The organism is Galbibacter sp. (assembly GCF_048266365.1).
Taxonomy (GTDB): domain Bacteria; phylum Bacteroidota; class Bacteroidia; order Flavobacteriales; family Flavobacteriaceae; genus Galbibacter.
This window is the reverse complement of sequence record NZ_JBLWZP010000004.1, coordinates 32192-55432: the sequence shown is the minus strand read 5'-3', so window position 1 is coordinate 55432 and position 23241 is coordinate 32192. Positions and strand designations below refer to the sequence as shown.

Below are 23241 nucleotides of genomic sequence, written 5' to 3'. Positions count from 1 at the left end.
TTAGATACGCAAAAGGAAACATGAGGTTAATAATTAAAAGCGAGTTGTTCGAAAATAGTATTTACCAGAAAAAATACTCCAAGGACTTTTTGACTGATCAGATCATCGAAAATGATATCCACATAGATACCGAGTATGTATCAGGTTTTATCAAGGGGCTTCAATTGGATGGCGTATTCCTTTCCAACACCAATATCAACGCTCCTTATGGGCATTGTTTTGAGATCATCAACTACTTCCCTGTCTTTATATTACATTTTGAATTTAGTGGTGACTACAGCTATACTTCAATTAATGAAAAGAAATCCCTAGTAGAGATTTCCGATTTCCAATACAATATGGTATACCTGCCGAATTCGAATGGTATCCTAAAATGTAAGGGTAATCCCCATCGTTCGCTTGAAATTCATTTTACTCTAGATCGCATTAAAAAAATAGCAGGAGATGATTACACCGAGGTCTTGAAAAAGGTGGATAGCGCGGTTAAAAATGGAGAACCTTATGTTTTTTGGAAACAGTCCAGACCCATACCTCCGGATTTAGAAAAGACTCTAGAAGATATAATTGCCTGCCCATTATGCGGGCATTTGAAAAAAACTTATTTACAATCTAAGGTTACTTCCCTGATGGTGGATTTACTGATTGAAGCGAATGAAAAACCAAACTCTACTTCTAAGTTGGTACTGGTCAAATCTGATGTGGATAGTTTACATCAGGTGGAACGGCATATAAAATCAAACCTGAACAAAGCCTTAACAATAGCGGACCTTTCTGTTATTGCAGGATTTAATGAGTCAAAATTAAAAAGGGACTTTAAAGAGGTATATGGTAGTACGATATTTAAGTATATCACAAAGCTTCGTATGGAAAAAGCCATTGCATTGGTAAGACATGAAGGCTTTACAATTGCAGAAGCAGCATATGAGGTAGGTTATAACAATCCGCAACACTTCACTAAGGCTTTTAAACGAACCTTAGGATATCTGCCCAAAATGCTTAAACAGGTTTTACTTCTATGGAGTACCACAGAATTTGGTTGGTACTTTTTATAAAATCATATCTCAGATCATATTAGCGGTTACCCAAGTGTTTTTAATAGCAATATATTGTGGTGATTTTTAGAAATTCTAAAAGTTTTAGATGGATTAGCTACTCCTTTAAAAAAATACTTTTAATTTTAACCTTATGACGCATAAACCAATAGTTAACGCAACAAGGCCTGGAGAATATCTCGCAATGTTTATCCTTAGAATTCCTACGATGGAAGGTATAGGAAACGCCTTTGTCACTTGTGATGCCTTTAGTGAGTATGCCATTTATACAGGAGTCGAAAAAGATCAAGATACTGCAACGGTACTAAGACATATTCACCTACTTACTGAAAACGAAGAGTTTTTAAAACATCGAGATAAGGGCTTTACTCTAGTTCTAGACGAGTTTGAAGAGTTGTCCGAAAAGATAAAGCAGATCATCACGCCATTGCGTGGAAAGCTGTTGTATGATAAAGTTTTACACAGCAGGATTACCCGACCAGTACGTGAGAGCCTTTCAAACTTATAAGGGATTAGGTATAATAAGGGTTCAATTCTAGCACTATGGTAAGTGGACAAGCAGTCTACTCTATATGATCTGATTGCATGAAAAACTTAATAGTCAAATTTCTTCTACTGACTCTCGTACTTATAACCACGGGCGCTGTAATTACTTTAGCATTTTATTACTTCTTAGGCTTCTCTCTGTTCAGCATACATAAGGACTTAATTCAGCTCATTGCACTTTCTACAAGTCTGCTAATGATATTGGCGCTAACCAAATCTACACCCCTGCTCTGGCAGTTTTATACAGAGAAAGCTAAAATTAAACCAAATCATATTTATATCATTTTAGCCTTCATAGGAATTAATTTATGCTTGCATTATTTCATTAAGGACAACTCCAATCCGGTAGAAGAAAGAGGGGGATATAGAATGTTACAAAGCTTCTTGATTATCCCTGTTTTAGAAGAGCTGGTTTTTAGAGGAGTGTTTCAGGCTCGTTTAACTAATAAGTACCAATGGAACGCAAGTGTTCTAATAACTTCTTTACTATTCATGTTGATACATTTTGGGCCAATGGATCAAATGGTACTAGCCTTTATATTCAGTTTGTTTGTTGGGTATTTGTTTTTTAGAACCTCATCCCTACGACTTAGCATCATATTCCATATTGCTATAAATATTGGAATCTATTTAATGGGCACCTACTAAAGGTACACGCTTATATCACTTTATTAGGTATTGTTTATAATTTGCTTATACCGTCGTCAGTACAGTAGATTAGAAACCAACCAGTCCCCCCATTAGAATTTAGAACATTATATCATTAGAGGGTAATGTATCCAAGCTCAGACTGGTCAAAGTTCTTTTGGTTTCCTGCAGCTAATTTTCCAGAATTTTTCAGACGGTTTAGCTCCAGTGTTTATAGATGGCTCATTGATTTCCACAGCATTATATGTGCCAAAAGGTTCAAATTCTTCGGCTATGGAATCTAAGTCATAAAAGAACAAGCTTATACCGTGTTTGGTGTGAAAATTATTTTTACCCATTTCCTTCCCTTTCCCATATCTGTGATCTTTAATGGAAAGGGTCACAAAGACCATGATCCCATCAACTACAAGTTGATTGTAACAATCTTGAATAAATTTCTTTCGTTCAGATGCATTGAGTAAATTCAGTAATGCATAGCAGTAAATCCCTTGATACATTTCAGTATCAAAAGGCATATTGACTACAGATCCGTGATGTATCTTATAACTGCGCTCGATGCTTTGTTTTGCAATTGAAATGGCTGTTTCTGATAGCTCTATGCCCGTAACATCAATACCATTTTCCATAAATATTTTGGCATTTCTTCCATATCCAAAACCTGGGACAAGTACATTTTTGAAGTTGTGCTCTTGGAAAAGAGAATTAACCCCAAAAGTCACCTCTGCAGGCTCTTCTCCCCACATCCGTTGCTTGTCTTTAAAGTTTTGTTCCCAAAATTCCTCCATGATGCCTACGGTTAAGAAATTAATTCATCTTTTAGGATGTGGCATTTATAACCATTTTCCTTTACGATGGAAATAATATGATAGGTATCAAACAGTTCTCCCTCCACTCGTAAAATACTATGATCCTTAGGATAATCCACAATAGAACGTTCAATATCAAAGTCAATTTCCAAATGGCTATTACAGTGTTTAAGTCTTTTAACCATTCGATTTCCCAATGTGATATTCGGAATATCGGTAGTGAATACTTCTATCATCATAATTGTGTGAATTACTCCCCCTAAATCATATATTATAGAGGGAGAATTTCGCGATTTTTAGTTAAAATTGTTCTTTGGTTAATTCTGCGTTGGCCATTGCCCCGGCAAGGTTTCCACTAGCCACTGAATTAGCCACCGAGCGCATCATAATTGAATTATCGCCACAGGCGAATATTCCTTCTTTGGTTGTTTTCTGAAATTCATCAACCTTGATATACCCATGCTGGGTTAGTTCACAACCAAGAGAAGCAGGTAAACCGGAATGCTGTTTAAAAGGAAATCCAGCGTAAAGAGCATCAAAGCCCATCAATTCTCCGTTGCCAAAAACCACCTTTTGAATGTAGCCTTTATGATGTATTACTTCTGATATTTCGGACTCTATAATTGAGATGCTGTTTTTATTCAATTTTTGACGTTGCTCTGGGGTGAAATCTGATTTACCGGTGGTAAGGATATACAACTGATCTGTAAGGTTATTTACTAGAGATGCCAAATGAAAGGCACGATCACCATTAGCCATGATCCCTGTTTTATTGTTTCGGAACTCATAACCATGGCAATATGGACAATGAATTATTGAAATTCCCCAGCAATCCTGGAAACCTTTTGTATCAGGGATAAGGTCCTTGAGTCCTGTTGCAAAAATGAGTTTCTTGGCTGAAAACTTGATATTGGACTGGGTGGTTACAATAAAACCATCATCCGATTCCTTGGAGGCTATAGCGAGGTCGTTGACAAAATCCACCGTTTTGTACTGAAGCACTTGTTCTTTAGCCAAAGCAGTAATCTCAGCCGGAGCAACACCATCTTGGGTAATAAAATTATGAGAATGCGGGGTTTGCCGATTACAGGCTGAGCCACTATCGATAATTAATACTTCTCTTAAAGATCGGCCTAAAGCCATGGCCGCCGAAAGGCCAGCGTAACTTCCGCCAACAATAATTACTTCATAACTTAATTTCATTGCTTTTTGTTGTTTTGTCTCAAATATGAGACATGTTAATGTAAATTTTTTTATGGGCTTATCGCTTTTAAATAAGACATCCAGGCAAGCTTCTTTATTTCTTCTTCACTTTTTGCTGTATGCGCTTTTGCATTGACCGAGCTCTCCACAATACCTAAGTGGAGCACTTGAATCCACTGTGAAGACATTTCAGGGTTGATCTTACCTTGTTGCTGTAACTTGGTAATGATGTTGTGAAATGCCTTGAAAATTGAATCATAGTCCGCGCAATTTCTGTTCTCGGGGGTATGCTGATGATCCTCTGATTGATGAAGCCTTTTGAACAACGCATATTTTGCTCCACAATGAATTCCGGCATAAAGCATCGATTCCAATTGAACAAGAGGATCATTACTACTTTGAATGGCTGTCAGCATTGCTTTTTTACAGCTAGATTCTATCTCCTGTCTACATACTGCAACAAGCTCATTACGATCCGAAAAATAGCGGTGTAATGTTCTTCTGGTGACCTCGGCATTATCCGCTACTTTTTGCAAAGGGGCAGACAAATCCTCACCGAAGATCTCGATGGCTGAGTCCAATATTCTTGCTTTTGTGTCTTTCATAACAGAAGACAAAGGTAAAATAATTTCTCAAAAGTGTGACATTTTAATAAATTTGTTTTCCATATTTATTTTATCTAATTCATTATAAGTGTTTTAAAATTTCATTTTTAAGCCAATAGAAACATAAGGTGAGATTGAGAAGTAATAATCATTATCGGAGGAGAATACTCCCTTTAGGCTCCGCTCACTAAAAGATGCAGGTCGATATAGGTTTAGTCCCGCCATACCCATTACAGAAAAACCAGAATCTCCAATTTTAAATTCAGGACGGAATCCGGTTACGATATACTGGTGTGAAAATATCATATCTTCACAGTTGCGCTTTAATAAAGCAACCTGTCCATTCATTTCAACGGCGTAGGCCAAAGTGAACTTCTCATTAAAATCATAACTAATAGAAGCGTCTAAACCTTCAACCAATTCAATGTTCACATCGTATTTTCCTTGAAGTTCCCACCGGACAAAGATGGCAGGAAAAATCATCGGGTATCCTAAAGAGCTGTTTATGGCAACGCCACCCCCAATATCCAAATTGGGATTTAAGTGCCTGATAAAAACAACGCCACCGCTAAAGAGCACATTTCTGAAATTGAGTCCTGAAAGGTCGGTGGAAGGCATAAAAACTCCCATTCCCAAACTGGCTTTAAGTGACCATTCCTCACTAAGTGATCGAGCGTGATAAAAGCCTAGTTCCAGATTCATAATCTCTGAAACCATCTCTTGGGTGAAATGATCATTATTGAATTTCGCATAGGCACCACTGATTCCCATTCCCCAGAGCTGTGGACGATTATACGCGTCTTGTCTCACCGATAGTGGGATTTTCACTGATCCGCGATAAATCATGGCAGATCCTTCTGCATCTCCAATTTTCTCTTTTGGTTTCTCTCCCGGTGGCAGATAATAGTACCCAGAATTTCCGATGTATTCAGTGCGAACAGAGAGCTCTTGTGCTTCTGTATTTTCGCTTAATATTAAAGTAAAAAGTGTCACTATAATTATTGCTATAATCCTCATTGCTTTGTAATTTGTTTTGTGTGTGATACGAATTCAAAAAACAAAAAAACAACCAATGCAAGGCAATGAAAAGTGATTAACCATGGAGTTGAGAATTCTCTAGATGGATTTTAGACATGGGCCAATGAAATTCTTGAGCCATGGATGTTTACTGACTTAGAAACCTGTCCATTACCCCTGTACTGTATTTAGTCAACAACACCGTCCATCCATTTTAAAAAAACAGGAACTCGTACGCGACTCACTAGTACTTCGTGCGGACATTCAGGGGAAAAGCTTAGCTTTAATCTGCTGTTGAAATGTTTGGCCACGTTTTCAATGGCTTTTAACTGTGCTATACAATTACGGGATACCCTTAAAAATAGTTGTGGATCTAATTGTGGTTCGAGTTGGTCCAGGGTATAATTGACTATGTAGCGTTTGTTTTGGAAGGTATGTAAAAACACCACGCCTTGTTCGCTATAGAAATGAGCAATAGCGTTGGTTTCAACATAATGGTAATAGTCACCCTTGGAGATTAAAAATCGGTTTTTGGTTTTATTGGAAACTAACTGTTCCAGCAGTTTGGGATCCAAAGTAGCTTTACGGGAGTTTTGATAGAGGTTTTCGAATTTAATTAACGCTCCCTCGAGTTCTTTTTCATCAAATGGTTTTAAGAGGTAATCCACGCTATTGAGTTTAAAGGCTTTGATGGCGTGTTCATCATAGGCCGTGGTAAATATAACGGGAGTTAAAACCTCAACATGGTTGAATATATCAAAACAACTGCCGTCGGCCAGGCGAATATCCATAAGTATGAAATCAATAGTATTTGATTTTAAGAATTCTATCGTTTCTGTAACGGTTATGGTTCGCTTAACCAACACATATTCAGGTCGCAAATTTGTCATCATTCGATTGAGCTCCGCATAGGCAAACCGTTCATCTTCCACTATTAAATATTCCATATTCTAAATATATGCGATTCGTACTGTGAAGGATTCAGCTGTTTGCTCTACCCTAATTATTTTGGAATACAACTCGTATTGCTTGCTCAGGTATTTTAAGCCTATTCCCCCTTTTTCAACGCTGGTGGATAGTTGAATATTGTTTTCAACAATAAGGTGGTCTTCACAACAATGGATGCTAATAAGAATAGGTTGCTCTTGCGTTGCGCTATTGTGTTTGAAAACATTTTCAATGAGCAGTTGTATGGTCAGTGGTATAATCTTATTTTGCTCCGATCCCGGGGTTTTATGTATATCCAAGGAAAATGAGTTTTCAAATCGCATTTTCATCATAAAGATATAGGAGTCCAAGGCATCCAGCTCCTCCTCCACAGTTACCAGTGGTTGTCGATTAAGAGACAACACATAGCGATATGTTTTGGAAAGTGCTTTGGTAAATTTGTTAGCGTTTTCTGGATTCATGTAAATCAAAGATGAAAGTACATTTAAAGAATTAAATAAAAAATGCGGATTCATCTGTGCTCTAAGGGTCTCATGCTGAAAAGACAAAACTTCACGTTTGGCTTTTTCTGAATCTGCAATTGCTTTTTGTTCTGACTGAAAATAGTAAATCAATTCAAACACTAGTAGTATTGGAATGTTAGTGGTCATAACAAGTGCAAATTTTATAAGAAATGATGGTAAACCCGCTTCAGAAATATGAAGTACTTCGTATATCATAAAATTAAAAATCCATAAAAGCCCAATACAAATTACAACAAGACCTAAGAGCTCTGCCAATACACGTAAGAATATATTTTTGGCATATGGCAAATGTTTGTTCAGCAACAAAACCAGTCTATAATCCGCAAGACACATCGTTATGACCACAACATAATGTGCCAGTAATTGGATGTGAAAATTATTCCACAGATTTTCCTTCAACAAGATATTACTGAATAGCATTTGACACACGGCATAGGTCAGGGTCGAGAAGAAAAAAATTAGTAGGTATTTTAAACTAAATTGTTTTGGACTGCTCATGGGTCAAAAATAGAACATCCTCATTTCATCTGGACACATAATTTGATGGACTTCACATTTTGAATAATGAATTTAACAATATCTGCGAATTGAGATCGTTGTGATAATTTTGATATGGATCCATAAACAAACATGGTCCTGTCAATAATTCTATACGAATTTGGTTAACATATTGTATACAAGAACCGGGATCAATAAATGGATCCAAAAACGATGGATTTAGACTTGCTTTAATTCAAAAGAAATTTCAGTTGGTATATGAACAAAATTCATAGATTACGTAATAAGTCTACCCATAAATACTCTGATTTTTTCAATAATTTCATCTCCATAATCCTCTAAGGCAAAGTGTCCGGTATCATAAACATTGTAATCAAGATTTTTAACGTCTTTCTTAAATGCTTCCGCACCACTTTCAGGGAAGTACTCATCATTTTTACCCCATACAACCAGTACTGCAGGTTGGTAGTCTCTTAGAAACTGTTGCCATTTTGGATACAATTTCAAATTGTTTTGGTAATCATACCATAAGTCCAAATTTACATTATGGGCATTGGGTCGCTGCATTCTTAGAAAATCTAGATGCCAGGAGTCAGGATTGATTTTCTCATGATCTTTAGTCCCATGAGTATAGTCCCATTTTAATCCATCCAGTGTAAAGGCCGATAATAAGGCGCCTTCTGTTTTCTCATTACGATCAGCCCACATAGCTTTTATACCTTTCCAAATTTCTCCAATTCCTTCGAGATATGCGTTTCCGTTTTGGGTGATAATTCCAGTGACACGATCGGGATGGGCAGTTGCAATTCTAAACCCAACGGGAGCACCATAATCTTGCATCATAATAGCATAGGAACTTATACCCCTAGTTTCCAAAAATGCATCCATTGTCTTTGCTATATTATCAAAAGTATAATCATAACTTTTTGGATCAGGGAAATCGCTTAGACCAAAGCCAGGATAATCCGGTGCGATTAAATGATACTTGTCGGATAATTGATCTAATACTTTCCTATACTGATGAGAAGAAGAAGGATACCCATGGAAAAGTACAATTGTTGGATTTTCTACGTTTCCAGCTTCACGATAAGCGATGGTTACGCCATCTACATTTTCTTGTTTAAACTTAGTGTTTTTCATGAATTAAAATTTTAAAATATTAAGAATTACCGAACGTTCGGTAATATTATTGTGCAAATTTTTTTACTTTAAATATCTATTCAATATGTTCATGAGGGTTTTTTCAAAAATCCCGGTATTACCCAATCCTCTAACTAAAATAAGACTTCCTTGAATATCAATTAGGGTCTGCAATGCGTATTCCTTGGCCTGTTCCGGAGAGCGTTTTAATTCCAGTCCTATTTTTTCGAATCCTGTAACCCAAGCTTTCATACCACTTTCTATTTGCTCACCAAATAACTCAATTCCCGCTTCCATTGAAAGTGCTCTAAAAATGCAAGTTCGACTTCCGCCATCATATAAAACACCGATATTTTCGATGGCAGTTCGTAAACGCAGCTCAGGCTTTGTTTGGGTATCATTTAAAATATCGAAGACGTTCTCTTGAACCCACGTATGAAGATGACCTAAAACAGCATCAGCCATTTCCCTTTTTCCTTCAGGAAAGCGATGATATAAACTTGCCTTTTTAAGGCCCGAAGCATTTGCAAGATCCTGAAGACTTGCCCCTTCATATCCCTTAGACGAAAACACTTTAGTTAACCCCGAAATAACTTCCTTATCTAATGCTTTTTGTGGTCTCATAAGGCAAATATATAAAATATTTTATTATTTACCAAACGATCGGTAAAGACATTCTCAAATACGATTTAGCTACTCTAAGCTCTAAAAAAGGGGCCGCGTTGGTAACCCCCTGTCTATTAAAAAATTCCCTTACTCCGCTTATTATTTAACTACCGTTGCCTCCAACTCTACTTTTAAAGTTTCAAAAAGGCTTACGACTTCTAAAAGTGTAAGGGCTTGTTTGATTTGATGTCCTTGAATCCAATCCTGAAGAATGTTAAAGTGTGGCCACAGTTCAGTTGTAGCCGTGGTGTAGATATTCAATCGTACGATGTTTTTACAATCATAACCTGCACTTTCGATTACTTTTTCTAAGTTGTTAATGGCCAGCTCCAATTGTGTTTTCATGTCCGCATCGCTGGATTGTCCATTGTCATCTATGGCTGTTTGTCCCGATACGTATAAAGTGCCTTCTGCATTTTTAACTTCTACAGCTTGATTATAACTACGCTCATCCTGCCACTTCCATGGGTTTATTATTCTCTTTTCCATTTGTTTTTTTAATTTATTTTGAATCACAAATTTCCGGAAAAGAGAATGCTGGAACCTGTGATGTAGATCACAAAATCACAGGGCAAGGAGGTTCAAGAGGATAGTCTACTTAATGTTTCTCGGGAAACTCCAAGGTAAGACGCTAGTAAAGTTTTTGAAACCCGCTGTAACAATGATGGATATCGCTTTAGTAGTTGTTCATATCTTGCTTCCGCAGTGGAGCTTAGAAGGGATAAAATACGCTGTTGTGAAGCGATATGGCCTGAGGTTGCTTTTTCAAGAAAGAAATGCTCTATTTTAGGAAGTTGTGCACAAAGCTTCTGATAGTTTTTTAAAGTTATACCGAGAATAACAGAATCCTCGAGACATTGTAAATTGATTTTTGCCCTAGTACTAGTATTAAATGCGAGATAATCTGTTTCCCACCAATCTTCTCTCGGAAAGGATAGGATGTGATCCTTGCCAAACTCATCCGTATAATAGAGTTTCAACAGTCCAGAGACTACAAAAAATATTTGTGGAACCACTTCTCCAGCGCGGATTAAATAATCGCTTTTTTTAAAAGGTTGGGCAGTAAAATGAGACGCAATAAAAGAAAAATCTTCTTCACTTAGTGGAAGAATTTCTTCGATGTGTTTTCTGAGATGTTCCATGAACCTTATATCAATTACCAATAATTTTCTTACGGTGCTCAATTCCCCAGGCGGTAAGGTTATTTATAATCGTCTGTAATGATCTGCCGTGCTCAGTGAGTTCATATTGTACCGTTACGGGTTGGGTATCAAGGACAGTCCGATTTATCAGTTGATTAAACTCCAATTCCTTTAATTCTTTACTCAACATCCTATTAGAAATCCCTACAACGTCTTTGGAGATATCAGAGAATCTCCTCTTATTGTAAAAGCAAATCGATGAAATAATGGAGATTTTCCACTTACCGTTTAAAACGTCCATAGAATCTTGAACAGCCATCATTTCTCGTTTATATTCCTTCTCGAAATCATCTCTTTCGCACTCCATAATGTTACTAGGTTACACCGATGTTACGGTTATTAATAGGCACTAAGTTACTAAAAATAACTTATAGGGTATACTTTTGTACCATAAACAAATTAGAGTTAATAACATTAAACAGCAAAACATGAACAAACTTAGGAATAAAGTAGCCGTCATCACAGGAGGCAATAGCGGTATTGGGTACGGTATTGCAGAAGCTTTCAGTAAAGAAGGTGCAATAGGTGCTATCACAGGTAGAAACAAGGACACATTAAATAAGGCTTTGAAGTCATTGAATTCGGGTTTTTTAGCTTTGTCAGGCGATATTAATAGAGGTGAAGAATTAGAACATATTTTCAAAACAACTTCTGATAAATTCGGAGAAATCGATATACTGGTAGTTAATGCTGGCGGTGTGGTAGATGGAGTTCCAATGGAATCCATTACCGATATTACCGAAGACCACTTTGACCGCTATATGGACTTAAATCTGAAAAGTGCATATTTTACGGTCAAAGAATCACTACCGTATCTAAAAGATGGTGCTTCCATAATCCTTATCGGTTCTAGTGCTGCACACCGAGCTGCTCCCGGAATGACGGTGTACGGGGCAGCTAAAGCGGCAGTGATTTCCATGGCGAAAGGTCTTTCTCTTGATTTACTTTATAGAAACATAAGGGTAAATGTTCTATCTCCTGGTACCATTAAAACGCCGGCATTTGATAAAATGATCCCAGCAGAATCTTTGGATGAAGTCCTTCAAACCTGGGTAGATCTCATACCTGTTGGAAGACCGGGTCATCCATCTGATATAGGTAACGCCGCAGTTTTTTTAGCTTCTGAAGATTCAAAATTTATAGTCGGAACTGAGTTACTTGCTGACGGAGGCATGACCAATATTAGTCTGATGAAATAATATTTAAAAATAACCATGCATTTAAAAAACAATAAAATGATACAAAACAATTATAACGGGAAATTACAGAAGCCTCTTGGTTCTGGCTTTAACGCCACCTCAACTGCAACTGAGGTGATTAGCGGAATTGACTTAAAGGGAAAGGTGGCTATAGTAACTGGAGGAAGCACTGGCATAGGATTGGAAACGGTAAAAACATTAGCTAATGCTGGGGCAACCGTAATTGTACCTGCTCGAGATATCGAAAAAGCTAAACATAATCTTCAGTACGTCCCCAATGTAGAGTTAGAAGAATTAGATTTAATGAACTCCGATTCCATCAATAGCTTTACAAAACGATTTTTAGCGACCAATCGTCCATTGGATTTACTCATCAATAATGCAGGGATTATGTTCGTCCCACTGCGTAGAAATGATCGAGGTATAGAATCTCAATTGGCTACAAATTACTTAGCAGTGTTTCAGTTGACGGCAAACTTATGGGATGCCTTAAAGGCTGCAGATCATGCGAGAGTGCTTAATATTTCATCTCAAGGTCACCAATTTGCTCCATTCGATTTTGAGGATCCAAATTTTGAAACAAGAGAATACGAATCACTTTCCGCTTATGGGCAATCAAAAACTGCTCTGAATTTACTCACAGTCGAATTGGATAACCGTTCTAAAGACTTTGGAGTAAGGGCGTTTGTAATACACCCCGGTAATATATGGGGGACAGAACTTGCTCGAGAGGCATCCGTTGAAACATTACAGCAAATCGGATTTTATGATAAAGACGGTGAACCCATTAGCGAGGTAATAGATTCATTAAAAACTATCCCTCAAGGAGCCGCTACTACGATATGGGCGGCAACAAGTCCCTTATTGACAAACACGGGAGGTGTCTATCTCGAAGATAATGATATTGCAGAATTAGCAACTGAACAAGGTTTCACTACTGGGGTAAGGGCCTATTCTCTTGAGCGGGACAAAGCGAAACAATTGTGGAATCTATCTGAAAAAATGACTGGTATAAATTTACAAATCAATTAATCTACCTCTAAATAACATAGTTTATATCCAAACCATTTCTTTAAGTTTTTAAGGATTAACAACTATAATTCATCTTACGGTATCCTCGGCTTTCTATTAGCTTTAGCTGATGATACCGTAAGATTTATAGAATCGTGACAAGTAGTTCATGCTTTAACGACAGAAAAATTGATATGGGTTACACTATAGATATCACCGAGAAAATGGTCCTACCATTGCGATCTGTGGAACTCCATTAAATCCGATAAATTACGCCTTTAACAGGCTTAGACATAGCGGAATATGTGAATGTTATTACAACAGCTTTCTAAAACGACAGACAGTGTCTGTCACATTTGAGATAACTGCGTGGCGAACCAAAAGATTAACTAATTAGAATCGAAGATAAGTTGTTTGAATTCAAGAATTTAATCAACACACTAACTTGAACTCTCACATGCTTCTGGAAAATGCTTTTCTGAGCGTAATATTGAATATATGAGGTAGTTTTAGGTCAATTGCTTAAAACCGCACACACTGTATGTTGATTCTAAAACAATTTAATCTACCAGTCAGCTAATCTGTCCGGAAAACCAGAAGTTTATCACAAACCACTTTACTGAGGATCTCTGCGGACCTGTCCTTATAGGATACGCTCATTGAACCATCAAAAGGTTCAACCTCTACTATTGTAAGCTTCGTATCTAAGGTTAGTTCCTTGGTGTTAAGATACTTTAAAAAGTCGTCCGACGATTTTGCAACCGCCATAAATCTTACAGTATCGCCAGCATTGTATAGACTGAGTTGGCGATATTCTTTTCCAGGAATATTACCTTCCGAATCAGGGATAGGAGAACCATGAGGATCGTATGTTGGATGTTCAAGGATCTCATCCATTTTTGAAAAAAAAAGTGGCGAATTAACATGTTCGATTTGTTCGGCTATTTCGTGCACTTCTTCCCATCCAAAGCCCATAACCTCAACTAAAAACATTTCTGTTAAGCGATGCTTTCTGATAATTTGAGCTGCTTCGACCCTGCCCTGGATTGTTAACTTAACAGGTTTGTATTTTTCGTAATCAACGAGTGCTTTATCGGAAAGCTTCTTCATCATGCTACTGACTGTTGGCATTTTAATATCCAAATGTTTAGACAGTTCATTTACACTAACCTCTCCGTCAGCATTGGATAATAAGAATAAGGCTTTGAGATAGTTCTCTTCAACTAATGAATTCATATAACAAATATAAGAATTGTGACAAGATGAATTGTTACTAATAATTAAAAGCATCAAATTTATTTGTTAGATTGATCTAACTTATTACTTTTGTACATCTAATATAAACTTGTATGAAAATTTATTTCACTAAGAAACTAGCCTATTTGTTCATGAGTATGTGCTTTTCCCATACACTATCTGCTCAAATGGCAACGGTATCTGGAACGGTAAGCTCCCAGAAAACTCCCTTAGAGTTCGCAAATATCAGTGTTAAAGGCACGGGATTCGGGAGTGCGACTGATGGTGCGGGTTCATTTACCATAGCGAACATTCCTCCAGGGGAATATAGGATTATTATATCCTCGATTGGCTATAAAACCAATGCTCGAACGGTTAAACTCAGCGTGAATGAGCACCTCCCCTTAGTAGTACAATTAGAAGAAGAAGATGCAGCATTGAATGAAGTCGTTATTACGGCTACTATGAAAGAGGTATCTAAATTAGAAAGTCCCGTCCCAGTGGAAGTATATGCTGCAAAATTTTTTAAGAGCAATCCGTCGGCTTCTATTTTTGATGCTTTACAGAATGTAAACGGTGTGCGTCCACAAATTAATTGTAATGTGTGTAATACCGGAGATATTCACATCAATGGTCTAGAAGGTCCTTATACCATGGTTCTTATAGATGGTATGCCAGTTGTCAGTGGATTGGCAACAGTTTACGGTCTAAGTGGTATTCCACAAGCATTAATTGACAGAGTAGAAATTGTAAAAGGTCCGGCTTCTACACTTTACGGCAGTGAAGCGGTGGGCGGACTTATCAATATTATCACCAAGAGACCCTCCGGCACCCCGCTATTAACGGTCGACAGTTTCGGAAGCAGTTGGGGCGAGTTCAATTTAGATATTGCTTCCAAGATTAAATTAAACAGCAAGGTTGCATCGCTGCTAGGGGTCAATTACTTTAGGTATCAAAATCCCGAAGACAAAAACGGCGACAACTTTACCGATGTCACCTTACAAGACCGTATTTCGGTATTCAATAAATGGCATATTTACAGAAAAGATAATCGTCAATTTTCTTTTGCTGCTCGTTATGTGTATGAGGATAGATGGGGAGGTGAGATGAACTGGTCCAAAGCCTATAGAGGTGGCGATCAAATTTATGGCGAAAGTATATACACTAGTCGCTGGGAGCTTTTTGGAAATTATCAGCTCCCCTTTCGTGAAAATTTACTCGTTCAATTTAGCTTTAACGGGCACAACCAAAATAGCGTCTATGGAGATGTTCCATACCTAGCAGATCAAAAAATTGGATTTGCCCAGTTAACATGGAATAAGAGCATGGGTAGGCATGATGTACTAACTGGATTAACCTATCGATATACCTATTATGATGACAACACACCGGCAACAGCTTCCGCAGGTGATCTGGAGATTAATAATCCCAACCATACCCATCTACCAGGATTGTTTGTACAAGATGAAATCACCATGCACCCGAATCACAAACTACTAATAGGGTTGCGGTATGATTACAATTCTATTCACGGTAGTATCTTAACGCCAAGATTAAACTACAAGTGGAACTCTGAAAACAAGAATAACATTCTCAGAATAGGTATTGGTAATGGATATCGCGTGGCCAATGTATTTACTGAAGATCATGCTGCCTTAACCGGAGCACGATCTGTAGTGTTTTTAAGTGATTTACAGCCTGAAAAATCCTGGAATACCAATATTAATTTTGTAAAAAAATTCTACATGGATCAAGGAACGTTTATGCAATTGGACGCCACATTATTTTACACCTATTTTGACAACAAGATTATCGCAGATTACGATAGTGATCCCAATAAAATAATATACGATAATCTGGATGGTTACGCCGTATCACAGGGAATATCCGTAAATACAAATTTGGTATTGGCCAATGGACTAAAAATCTTAGCAGGGGCAACGCTCATGGATGTACACAGTGTAGAACAATCAAAGCGCAGTCGTCAATTGTTTACAGAACAATTTACAGCAGTGTGGAACGCTAGTTATTCTTTAGATAACTTGAATCTAAAAGTTGATTACACTGGAAATCTTTACGGCCCCATGCGATTACCACTCTTGAGTGCAACAGATCCTCGAAAATCCCAATCACCCTGGTGGAGTATCCAAAACATTCAACTCACCAAAGGTTTAGGAGATGGCGTGGAAATATACGGTGGGGTGAAAAATTTATTGAACTGGACGCCAGTTAAAGGCAATCCCTTTATCATTGCCAGAGCGCATGATCCATTCGATAAAAATGTGGTGTTTGATTCCAATGGAAATGCGCTTCCAACTGCTGAAAATCCATATGGATTAACCTTTGACCCCTCCTACGTATATGGCCCAAATCAAGGAATTCGAGGATTTATTGGTATTCGATGGCATTTGGATTAGGAAATCAAGTCGATAAACTCATTTCGTACATCCTCTCCTATCACTACAGAATTATAAGTGCAGTATTTGCGGACAACAGGATCAAATGCATGAATGGCGATTTTAGAAGGTTTAAATTCTTTGGCTTGTAATAGGGTATACATGTTTAAGGCCGCTTTGGAAGTCGCATAAGCGGTAAGGCTGTAATCTGAGTAGCAAAAGCTCTTGTCTTTCATTTTGTTGACATCACCTAAGGCGCTTGTGACATTAATAATTTTTGGATTTTCACTTTTCTCCAACAAGGGTTTTGTAAGTTGAATTAACCGTAGCACCGCGAAAAAGTTAACCTCATAGAGGTATTTTACATCCTCCAGTTCGATTTGATTAATTTTCTGTCCAAAACCATTCACGACCTCAGCGTTGTTGATCAACAAATCTAACTTTCCGTAATAGGAATATAATAGGTGTTTTAATTGACATAAACTTTTATCAGAGGTGAAATCCACCTCTACAACTTTACAATCCTCTCCACCCATATACAGTTCTGTAAGTAACTCATAACTCTTTCCCGCTGCTGCAAGAATAACCTTATAGTTATGATTGAGCAGAATGTCGGCAATCATTTTACCGAGACCATTTCCCGCCTCTGTCACCAGAGCTATTCTCTTTTCTTCCATAACACTCCCCATGTTTTAATTTACAAATTTATCAAATGCTTGTCCATAACGATATACATTCTTAGTCTTAATGGTTGGTTTGTTTAATGGTTCCTTTTTTGCTCATAGTGTACTGTATTACAAGTTATGATTTTCTAAATTGATTAGGTGTTGAACCCGATTGTTTTTTAAAGAACCTCGCAAAGTGCGTAGGTTCATCAAAATTTAATCGGTGTGATATCTCTGCGATATCTAGATCCGAGTACTTCAACAAACTTTTACTTTCTGTAAATAAGCGCTCATTTATGATATCCTTCGCGCTCTTACCTGTCAGGTTCTTCACCGTGGTTGTCAAGTAATTTGGCGTGATATTCAATGCCTCAGCATAAGTACTGACATTCTTGGTGTCTACATACATCTTATCTACCAGTACCTCAAACTTATTAGCTATGATCTGTGATCTGGACATTTGATATTCCTCGCTTTTACTTCGTTCAAAAATTGCCTTGCAATAATACAATAAAGAAGCTAGCATTCCTTCCAACATCTTCCCTTGGTAAGGGTGTGGGTTCTTGGAAACAGAATACATCCGTTCCATATCAAATATCAACGATTTGTGTTCCTCTTCTGTGAGCAGGAGCATGTTTTTCTCTGAGATTTTCAAAAATGGAAAATCACTGATCAAATCCGAGAAAGAATTTCCTAGAAATTCTTTCTTAAACATCATAAAGTACCCAGTCAAACGTTTGTCACGCACCCAGGAAAACACCTGTCCGGGTACGACAAACACCATAGGAAAACCTTCTAAGTTAAGTAAATCTGTATTGAGATTAAACTCAGTATTCCCATAATTACTCATGAGCGCTATTTGGTAGAACCCTTGTCTGTAAGGAGGCATACACCTCCTTGCAGAAGGTTCTAAACTTTCGATAGTTACAATATCGAAGTCCGGTATTTGGCTTTGATGTTCTAAGCCAATACCTTGGTAAAAATCATTAAAGGTTTCAAAAATTGGAATTTTGGTCTGAATCATTAAAAATGCTTACATCTTATTATTAGTTCCCTATTTATTCCTGTGACTTGCACACTTACATTCAAATAATCTTCTTTCTTGGTCTTATTTATATTCCAACACTTACATTATTAATTGTCATTCAATTCATTTTCAGTAATTTTCATAGTCTTAAATTTGCCATCCAGATCCTCTGGGCTCAGTAATTCCCATCCGCCGCCGAGTGCTCTGTAGATAGAAACAAGAGAAGTAGCCGAGGTAATTTCACTAAGCGCCAAGGCATTTTCCGAGACTAACAAAGTGTTCTCTGCACTTAGGTAGTCAATAAAATTATCCAGCCCGGCATTGTAACGTTGCTCTGCAATCTGTGCAGCTTCTGCACTAGCCTGAGAAGAGGTTCTTAAAATTTCTCTGCGCTTTAACTCATAACCATAATCACTCATTGCGGTCTTAATATCCTCTAATCCTTCTAAGACGGCTTTCTCATATTGACTCAGCGCAGCAAGTGTTTTGGCATCGTTTTGATTGATTTGTTGTTTAACCCTACCAAGGTTAAAGGCAGCCCAGCTTATTCTTGGTAGCACACTCCAGGTAAAGGAAGAGTTACTACCGAAATTAGAAAAATCTACCGCAGAAAATCCAATGGATCCGTTGAAGCTAATTTTAGGGTATAAATCAGCTACGGAAATATTATACTCGGATATTCTTATTTGCAAGGCTGCCTCCGCCCTTCTTACATCGGGTCTCCTTCGTAGTAATTCTTCAATATTACCCAAGGATACCGTTTTGGGTAAACTTGGTAGGGGTTGTGGAGATACAACCTCAGCATCTAAACTCCCTGGCACTTCTCCAACTAGTACACTCAAACTGTTTTTAAGGGTCTCCAATTGCGCATTTAATTGAGGGATGCTGGCTCTTGTGGACTCCAATTGTGCAAGCGCTCTGGATACATCCAACTGGTTGCTAGTACCTGCCTCGGCTAGTTGCTTAGTCAAATCATAGGTTTCTTGTTGCCCTTCAAGGTTCCTTTTAGCGATATCAAGTAAGTATTGCGTACCTCTCAAGGCTAAATAGTTGGTAGCTACCTCAGCATAAATACTGAGGTATACACCGTGCATGTCTGCTATGGCCTGTTGTTTAGTGGCATAGGCCCCTTTGATTTTATTGGTGACTCTTCCAAAAAGATCGGCTTCCCAACTTGCATCCAAGCTTGCGCTATAGGTGCTATAGGTGGGATTGCTCCCTGGAGTAAATACACTTTCTCCCGTACGGGTTCTGGCATATTCTCCATTGGCTGTTATCGTTGGCCAACGGTCAAATTTACGCTCTTTGACCAAAGCTTTTGCGGCTTGATAGTTAGCAACTGCAGTGTTGATATCCAAATTGTGGCGCTGCGCTTTTTTTATAAGACTATCCAAAACAGGATCCTGAAAAGCGGACCACCAACTGATGGCAATGTCTGCTTGATTGAATAGAGAATCAGAAACTTCTGATTTCAACAAATCATCATTTACAGTAAGTGGAAGGACTACTTCGTAATCCCTTTTTTGCACACCACAGGAAACAACTAACCATAGTAGCAATAACACAAGTACTCTAATTATAACGTTCATTATGTTGTGGTTTTTAATATGTTTAATTCATTTTTTGATGTCTCTTTAACTGACGATCTACTCCATTTTCTTCCCAAGTAATAAAACACAGGGGTGAGGAATACTCCGAAAATGGTTACCCCTAACATTCCGCTAAATACTGCTATCCCTAGAGAAACGCGGAGTTCCGCACCGGCACCCGTTGCCAGAGCTAACGGTAATACCCCTAATATAAATGCCATAGCGGTCATTAAAATTGGTCGCAATCGGAGTTTCGAAGCCTCTATAATTGCGGCTTTAAGTTCCATGCCCTGTTCTTCTAATTGTTTGGCGAACTCTACAATTAGGATGGCATTTTTACTGGCCAGTCCTACAAGGACCACCAGGCCGATTTGCACCATGATGTTGTTATCCAATCCTGCTAAGTCTACTCCTATCATCGCAAACAACAATACCATGGGCACAATAAGAATTACGGATAGTGGTAATATCAAACTCTCAAATTGTGCTGCTAAGAGTAAGAAAACAAACACTACAGCCATAAAGAAAGCAATCCCAGCAGTATTTCCTGCTTGTTTCTCCTGATAGGCCAGCTCTGTCCACTGATATGAAATACCTTCCGGTAAGACCTCTTCAGCCAAACGTTCCATACGTTCCATAGCCTGACCTGAGCTAAATCCTGGTGCAATGTCACCATTAATTCCAGCGGAAGGATACATATTAAATCTTGGGATCCTGGCTGCACCTGAAATATCCCTTTGGGTCGCTATAGAACCAAGAGGAACCATCGCTCCTTCTCTGTTACGAACTTTTATTTTGGTGAGATCCTCAGGTGTTAATCGGTTAGGCGCATCGGCCTGTGCGGTTACCTGAAATGTCCTGCCTAAATAATTAAACTCATTGACAAAAACAGAGCCCATAAAGATTTCTAAAGATTCAAAAACGCTTTGCACATTTACGCCTAACTTCTCAGCTTTTACCCTATTGATATCCAAGTACAATTGTGGACTTTGGTTATTGAAAAAGGTAAAAACGTTGCTAAGCATAGGGTCTTGATTTGCCGCCATTGCTAGGGCATTTGTAGCTTCCAAAAGTTCCTCGGTACCCAAATTAGCTCTATCCTGAACCATCATCTTAAATCCACCTGCATTACCAATACCACTTACTGAAGGAGGTGGAATAACAAGCACTACGGCATCGTCAACTGCACCTAATTCCCCCCTTATGTTAGCCAACAGATCATTGTAGGCTAATCCTTTATCTACACGGAGGTCAAAGTCTTCTAAGGTCAAGAATACCACCGCTGCATTTGAGGCATTGGTAAAGGATATTGGATCAATACCTGTAAAAGAAATGGCTGTTTCTACACCGTCAATTCCCAAGGAACGATCTAAAACATCCTGAACAACCTCATCAGTTCTAGATAAGGATGATCCTGATGGTAATTGTATTACAGTGATAAAGTACTGCTGGTCCATTGAAGGAATAAATCCTTTAGGCACCTTATTAAACTCATAACCTGTAATGAGTATTAATCCCAAATAGATCACCATGACCATGATGGAAGTCCTAACTAGTTTTTGAACTCCTTTTCCATAACTATCCGAAAGGAAATTCATAAAGGTGTTGAATTTTGCTCCTATAAATACAAAGGGTCTAAGAAGTATAAAGGTGTCTTTAACCTCTTTTGGTTCTTCATGTCTCATCAGTAATCCTGCCATGGCTGGGCTCAAGGTTAAGGACACGAAAACAGAGATGGATGTCGCCACTGCAATGGTAATCCCAAATTGTTTGTAAAACTGTCCTGAAATACCGTCCAAAAATGCGGTAGGGATGAATACTGCGATAAGCACTAGACCAATGGCAACTAATGCACCTCCAACCTCATCCATGGTTTTCATGGCGGCCTCCTTAGGAGAAAACCCCTTTTTAAGGTATCGTTCCATGTTTTCTACCACCACAATGGCATCATCAACCACGATTCCAATGGCAAGCACCAGTCCAAATAGCGTAAGTGTATTTAGGGAGAATCCAATGGCCTGCATCACTGCAAAAGTTCCGATCAGCGATACTGGTATGGCTAAAATAGGAATGATCGCTGCTCTCCAAGATTGTAGGAACAGTAAGATCACCAATACCACCAGAATCACTGCCTCAAAAATCGTACGATACACCTCATCGATGGATTTTTGAATAAATTTCGTTGGGTTATACGCTATCTTATACTCAAAATCTTCCGGGAAATTCTTTGAAATTTCCTTCATCGCATCCTGAATAGATGCAGCTGTTTCCAAGGCATTACCACCTGGTTGTTGGAAAATTGGCATGGCAATGGCTGGCATTTTACCCAAATAACCTCTAGTGGCATAATTTTGGGCCCCTAACTCTGCTCTACCGACATCTTTTAATTGAACAATACGACCGTTACCGTCTGCCTTAATAATGACATTTTCAAATTCCTCAATGGTATTGAGTTTCCCTTGGGTCTGTATATTAATCTCAAAAGCTGTTTGCTTTCCAGAAGGTAATGCATTAAGCGTACCACCGGCGATCTGTACGTTTTGCGCCCTTAAAGAGGCTACAACTTCTGCTGCCGTAAGATCTAAACTTGATATTTTATCAGGATCCAACCAAATACGCATGGCATATTCTGCTGCTCCAAAAAGCTGTATATCTCCAATACCCTTAATACGGGCCAATTGATCCTTTATTTGTAAAACAGCATAGTTTCCAATAAAGGTAGGGTCATAAGTTTGGTTGGGTGAAAAGAGGTTTACGACCATTAGAATATCCGGAGATACCTTTTTGGTGGTGATTCCTAATCTTCTAACGGTTTCCGGTAAACGTGGTTCTGCAATAGCAACCCTATTTTGAACCTGCACCTGAGCCTTGTCTAAATCAGTACCCAATTCAAATGCAATTTGGAGGGTTACCCTCCCATCGGCTGTAGATTGGGAAGTCATATAGATCATGTTTTCTACCCCGTTGACTTCTTTTTCAATAGGACCGGCAACGGTCTCTGAAAGTGTCTTTGAATCCGCACCAGGATAGTTTGCGACCACCTGTATGGTTGGTGGTGCCACATCCGGGAATTGCGAAGTCGGTAGCGAAACATACGCTAATCCACCGACAATCAGTATGAGCACGCTCAATACTGCTGCAAAAATGGGTCTATTAATAAATATGTGACTAAATTTCATTATATCTTTTATTTAGGATTTTTAAATTAGCGATCCCTTGCTCCTTTTTTATCCATTTAAAAAGGAGCATGTTTCATACTAGTA

Annotated in this window: 23 protein-coding genes; 6 read left to right on the top strand and 17 right to left on the bottom strand. The window is 38.3% G+C overall.

Annotation, left to right across the window (positions count from 1 at the left end; genetic code table 11):
- Positions 1 to 20: 20 nt before the first annotated feature.
- The 3 genes from ACN0TV_RS07465 to ACN0TV_RS07455 all read left to right on the top strand — a co-directional run bounded on the left by ACN0TV_RS07465 (position 21) and on the right by ACN0TV_RS07455 (position 2246).
- The gene (locus ACN0TV_RS07465; RefSeq protein ID WP_417361654.1) at positions 21 to 1052 is read left to right on the top strand and encodes a helix-turn-helix domain-containing protein; all 1032 of its coding nucleotides are present in this window, start codon (positions 21 to 23) and stop codon (positions 1050 to 1052) included.
- A 133-nt stretch (positions 1053 to 1185) separates the two neighbouring features.
- Positions 1186 to 1560, top strand: a complete 375-nt coding sequence (locus ACN0TV_RS07460; protein WP_417361652.1) for a hypothetical protein — start codon at positions 1186 to 1188, stop codon at positions 1558 to 1560.
- A gap of 77 nt (positions 1561 to 1637) precedes the next feature.
- A complete protein-coding gene (locus tag ACN0TV_RS07455; RefSeq protein ID WP_417361650.1) occupies positions 1638 to 2246 on the top strand; it encodes a CPBP family intramembrane glutamic endopeptidase in 609 nt (202 codons plus the stop codon).
- A 146-nt stretch (positions 2247 to 2392) separates the two neighbouring features.
- Here the strand turns inward: ACN0TV_RS07455 and ACN0TV_RS07450 are convergent, their stop codons facing one another.
- The 12 genes from ACN0TV_RS07450 to ACN0TV_RS07395 form a co-directional block, all read right to left on the bottom strand.
- Positions 2393 to 3031: a class I SAM-dependent methyltransferase gene (locus ACN0TV_RS07450; RefSeq protein ID WP_417361648.1), complete on the bottom strand. Its 639-nt coding sequence runs from the start codon at positions 3029 to 3031 to the stop codon at positions 2393 to 2395.
- 11 nt (positions 3032 to 3042) lie between these two features.
- Positions 3043 to 3291, bottom strand: coding sequence for a hypothetical protein (locus ACN0TV_RS07445; protein WP_417361646.1), 249 nt, complete (start codon positions 3289 to 3291; stop codon positions 3043 to 3045).
- A gap of 61 nt (positions 3292 to 3352) precedes the next feature.
- A complete protein-coding gene (locus ACN0TV_RS07440; RefSeq protein ID WP_417361644.1) occupies positions 3353 to 4255 on the bottom strand; it encodes an NAD(P)/FAD-dependent oxidoreductase in 903 nt (300 codons plus the stop codon).
- A 50-nt stretch (positions 4256 to 4305) separates the two neighbouring features.
- On the bottom strand, positions 4306 to 4860 hold the full coding sequence (locus ACN0TV_RS07435) for a TetR/AcrR family transcriptional regulator (RefSeq protein WP_417361643.1): 555 nt from the start codon (positions 4858 to 4860) through the stop codon (positions 4306 to 4308).
- A 93-nt stretch (positions 4861 to 4953) separates the two neighbouring features.
- Positions 4954 to 5877 carry a DUF6268 family outer membrane beta-barrel protein gene (locus tag ACN0TV_RS07430; protein ID WP_417361641.1) on the bottom strand — a complete coding sequence of 308 codons (924 nt, stop codon included), beginning with the start codon at positions 5875 to 5877 and terminating at the stop codon, positions 4954 to 4956.
- A gap of 188 nt (positions 5878 to 6065) precedes the next feature.
- On the bottom strand, positions 6066 to 6824 hold the full coding sequence (locus ACN0TV_RS07425; protein WP_417361639.1) for a LytR/AlgR family response regulator transcription factor: 759 nt from the start codon (positions 6822 to 6824) through the stop codon (positions 6066 to 6068).
- Between the two features lie 3 nt (positions 6825 to 6827).
- The gene (locus tag ACN0TV_RS07420; protein WP_417361637.1) at positions 6828 to 7475 is read right to left on the bottom strand and encodes a sensor histidine kinase; all 648 of its coding nucleotides are present in this window, start codon (positions 7473 to 7475) and stop codon (positions 6828 to 6830) included.
- 648 nt (positions 7476 to 8123) lie between these two features.
- On the bottom strand, positions 8124 to 8987 hold the full coding sequence (locus ACN0TV_RS07415) for an alpha/beta fold hydrolase (RefSeq protein ID WP_417361635.1): 864 nt from the start codon (positions 8985 to 8987) through the stop codon (positions 8124 to 8126).
- A gap of 63 nt (positions 8988 to 9050) precedes the next feature.
- Positions 9051 to 9611 (bottom strand): TetR/AcrR family transcriptional regulator, encoded by a 561-nt coding sequence (locus tag ACN0TV_RS07410; protein ID WP_417361634.1) that lies wholly within the window; start codon positions 9609 to 9611, stop codon positions 9051 to 9053.
- Between the two features lie 141 nt (positions 9612 to 9752).
- Positions 9753 to 10142, bottom strand: coding sequence for a RidA family protein (locus tag ACN0TV_RS07405; RefSeq protein ID WP_417361632.1), 390 nt, complete (start codon positions 10140 to 10142; stop codon positions 9753 to 9755).
- 92 nt (positions 10143 to 10234) lie between these two features.
- Positions 10235 to 10795: a Crp/Fnr family transcriptional regulator gene (locus ACN0TV_RS07400; RefSeq protein WP_417361630.1), complete on the bottom strand. Its 561-nt coding sequence runs from the start codon at positions 10793 to 10795 to the stop codon at positions 10235 to 10237.
- 10 nt (positions 10796 to 10805) lie between these two features.
- Positions 10806 to 11162, bottom strand: a complete 357-nt coding sequence (locus ACN0TV_RS07395) for a winged helix-turn-helix transcriptional regulator (protein ID WP_417361628.1) — start codon at positions 11160 to 11162, stop codon at positions 10806 to 10808.
- Positions 11163 to 11283: 121 nt separating this feature from the next.
- Here ACN0TV_RS07395 and ACN0TV_RS07390 point away from each other — a divergent pair, with 121 nt between their 5' ends.
- Together ACN0TV_RS07390 and ACN0TV_RS07385 are read left to right on the top strand one after the other, a co-directional pair.
- Complete coding sequence (locus ACN0TV_RS07390) at positions 11284 to 12054, top strand: SDR family oxidoreductase (protein ID WP_417361626.1); 771 nt, start codon at positions 11284 to 11286, stop codon at positions 12052 to 12054.
- Positions 12055 to 12090: 36 nt separating this feature from the next.
- Positions 12091 to 13086: an SDR family NAD(P)-dependent oxidoreductase gene (locus ACN0TV_RS07385; RefSeq protein ID WP_417361624.1), complete on the top strand. Its 996-nt coding sequence runs from the start codon at positions 12091 to 12093 to the stop codon at positions 13084 to 13086.
- 555 nt (positions 13087 to 13641) lie between these two features.
- On the opposite strand, the gene ACN0TV_RS07380 is transcribed toward ACN0TV_RS07385, so the two are convergent.
- Complete coding sequence (locus ACN0TV_RS07380) at positions 13642 to 14301, bottom strand: iron dependent repressor, metal binding and dimerization domain protein (protein ID WP_417361623.1); 660 nt, start codon at positions 14299 to 14301, stop codon at positions 13642 to 13644.
- A gap of 113 nt (positions 14302 to 14414) precedes the next feature.
- Here ACN0TV_RS07380 and ACN0TV_RS07375 point away from each other — a divergent pair, with 113 nt between their 5' ends.
- Positions 14415 to 16718 (top strand): TonB-dependent receptor, encoded by a 2304-nt coding sequence (locus ACN0TV_RS07375; RefSeq protein ID WP_417361621.1) that lies wholly within the window; start codon positions 14415 to 14417, stop codon positions 16716 to 16718.
- Here the strand turns inward: ACN0TV_RS07375 and ACN0TV_RS07370 are convergent.
- The 4 genes from ACN0TV_RS07370 to ACN0TV_RS07355 form a co-directional block, all read right to left on the bottom strand.
- The gene (locus ACN0TV_RS07370; protein WP_417361619.1) at positions 16715 to 17374 is read right to left on the bottom strand and encodes an SDR family NAD(P)-dependent oxidoreductase; all 660 of its coding nucleotides are present in this window, start codon (positions 17372 to 17374) and stop codon (positions 16715 to 16717) included. The two genes, ACN0TV_RS07375 and ACN0TV_RS07370, sit on opposite strands and share 4 nt — an antisense overlap.
- A gap of 124 nt (positions 17375 to 17498) precedes the next feature.
- Positions 17499 to 18386, bottom strand: a complete 888-nt coding sequence (locus ACN0TV_RS07365; RefSeq protein ID WP_417361617.1) for a helix-turn-helix domain-containing protein — start codon at positions 18384 to 18386, stop codon at positions 17499 to 17501.
- Positions 18387 to 18496: 110 nt separating this feature from the next.
- Positions 18497 to 19978: an efflux transporter outer membrane subunit gene (locus tag ACN0TV_RS07360; protein WP_417361615.1), complete on the bottom strand. Its 1482-nt coding sequence runs from the start codon at positions 19976 to 19978 to the stop codon at positions 18497 to 18499.
- A complete protein-coding gene (locus tag ACN0TV_RS07355) occupies positions 19978 to 23157 on the bottom strand; it encodes an efflux RND transporter permease subunit (RefSeq protein ID WP_417361613.1) in 3180 nt (1059 codons plus the stop codon). Before ACN0TV_RS07355 ends, ACN0TV_RS07360 begins: the two co-directional genes overlap by 1 nt.
- Positions 23158 to 23241: the final 84 nt, after the last annotated feature.

What these genes read in the sequence shown, in the direction of transcription:
- ACN0TV_RS07465 (WP_417361654.1), top strand. Translation starts at nt 21, where the DNA reads ATGAGGTTAATAATTAAAAGCGAGTTGTTCGAAAATAGTATTTACCAG.
- ACN0TV_RS07460 (WP_417361652.1), top strand. Translation starts at nt 1,186, where the DNA reads ATGACGCATAAACCAATAGTTAACGCAACAAGGCCTGGAGAATATCTC.
- ACN0TV_RS07455 (WP_417361650.1), top strand. Translation starts at nt 1,638, where the DNA reads ATGAAAAACTTAATAGTCAAATTTCTTCTACTGACTCTCGTACTTATA.
- ACN0TV_RS07450 (WP_417361648.1), bottom strand. Translation starts at nt 3,031, where the DNA reads ATGGAGGAATTTTGGGAACAAAACTTTAAAGACAAGCAACGGATGTGG.
- ACN0TV_RS07445 (WP_417361646.1), bottom strand. Translation starts at nt 3,291, where the DNA reads ATGATGATAGAAGTATTCACTACCGATATTCCGAATATCACATTGGGA.
- ACN0TV_RS07440 (WP_417361644.1), bottom strand. Translation starts at nt 4,255, where the DNA reads ATGAAATTAAGTTATGAAGTAATTATTGTTGGCGGAAGTTACGCTGGC.
- ACN0TV_RS07435 (WP_417361643.1), bottom strand. Translation starts at nt 4,860, where the DNA reads ATGAAAGACACAAAAGCAAGAATATTGGACTCAGCCATCGAGATCTTC.
- ACN0TV_RS07430 (WP_417361641.1), bottom strand. Translation starts at nt 5,877, where the DNA reads ATGAGGATTATAGCAATAATTATAGTGACACTTTTTACTTTAATATTA.
- ACN0TV_RS07425 (WP_417361639.1), bottom strand. Translation starts at nt 6,824, where the DNA reads ATGGAATATTTAATAGTGGAAGATGAACGGTTTGCCTATGCGGAGCTC.
- ACN0TV_RS07420 (WP_417361637.1), bottom strand. Translation starts at nt 7,475, where the DNA reads ATGACCACTAACATTCCAATACTACTAGTGTTTGAATTGATTTACTAT.
- ACN0TV_RS07415 (WP_417361635.1), bottom strand. Translation starts at nt 8,987, where the DNA reads ATGAAAAACACTAAGTTTAAACAAGAAAATGTAGATGGCGTAACCATC.
- ACN0TV_RS07410 (WP_417361634.1), bottom strand. Translation starts at nt 9,611, where the DNA reads ATGAGACCACAAAAAGCATTAGATAAGGAAGTTATTTCGGGGTTAACT.
- ACN0TV_RS07405 (WP_417361632.1), bottom strand. Translation starts at nt 10,142, where the DNA reads ATGGAAAAGAGAATAATAAACCCATGGAAGTGGCAGGATGAGCGTAGT.
- ACN0TV_RS07400 (WP_417361630.1), bottom strand. Translation starts at nt 10,795, where the DNA reads ATGGAACATCTCAGAAAACACATCGAAGAAATTCTTCCACTAAGTGAA.
- ACN0TV_RS07395 (WP_417361628.1), bottom strand. Translation starts at nt 11,162, where the DNA reads ATGGAGTGCGAAAGAGATGATTTCGAGAAGGAATATAAACGAGAAATG.
- ACN0TV_RS07390 (WP_417361626.1), top strand. Translation starts at nt 11,284, where the DNA reads ATGAACAAACTTAGGAATAAAGTAGCCGTCATCACAGGAGGCAATAGC.
- ACN0TV_RS07385 (WP_417361624.1), top strand. Translation starts at nt 12,091, where the DNA reads ATGATACAAAACAATTATAACGGGAAATTACAGAAGCCTCTTGGTTCT.
- ACN0TV_RS07380 (WP_417361623.1), bottom strand. Translation starts at nt 14,301, where the DNA reads ATGAATTCATTAGTTGAAGAGAACTATCTCAAAGCCTTATTCTTATTA.
- ACN0TV_RS07375 (WP_417361621.1), top strand. Translation starts at nt 14,415, where the DNA reads ATGAAAATTTATTTCACTAAGAAACTAGCCTATTTGTTCATGAGTATG.
- ACN0TV_RS07370 (WP_417361619.1), bottom strand. Translation starts at nt 17,374, where the DNA reads ATGGAAGAAAAGAGAATAGCTCTGGTGACAGAGGCGGGAAATGGTCTC.
- ACN0TV_RS07365 (WP_417361617.1), bottom strand. Translation starts at nt 18,386, where the DNA reads ATGATTCAGACCAAAATTCCAATTTTTGAAACCTTTAATGATTTTTAC.
- ACN0TV_RS07360 (WP_417361615.1), bottom strand. Translation starts at nt 19,978, where the DNA reads ATGAACGTTATAATTAGAGTACTTGTGTTATTGCTACTATGGTTAGTT.
- ACN0TV_RS07355 (WP_417361613.1), bottom strand. Translation starts at nt 23,157, where the DNA reads ATGAAATTTAGTCACATATTTATTAATAGACCCATTTTTGCAGCAGTA.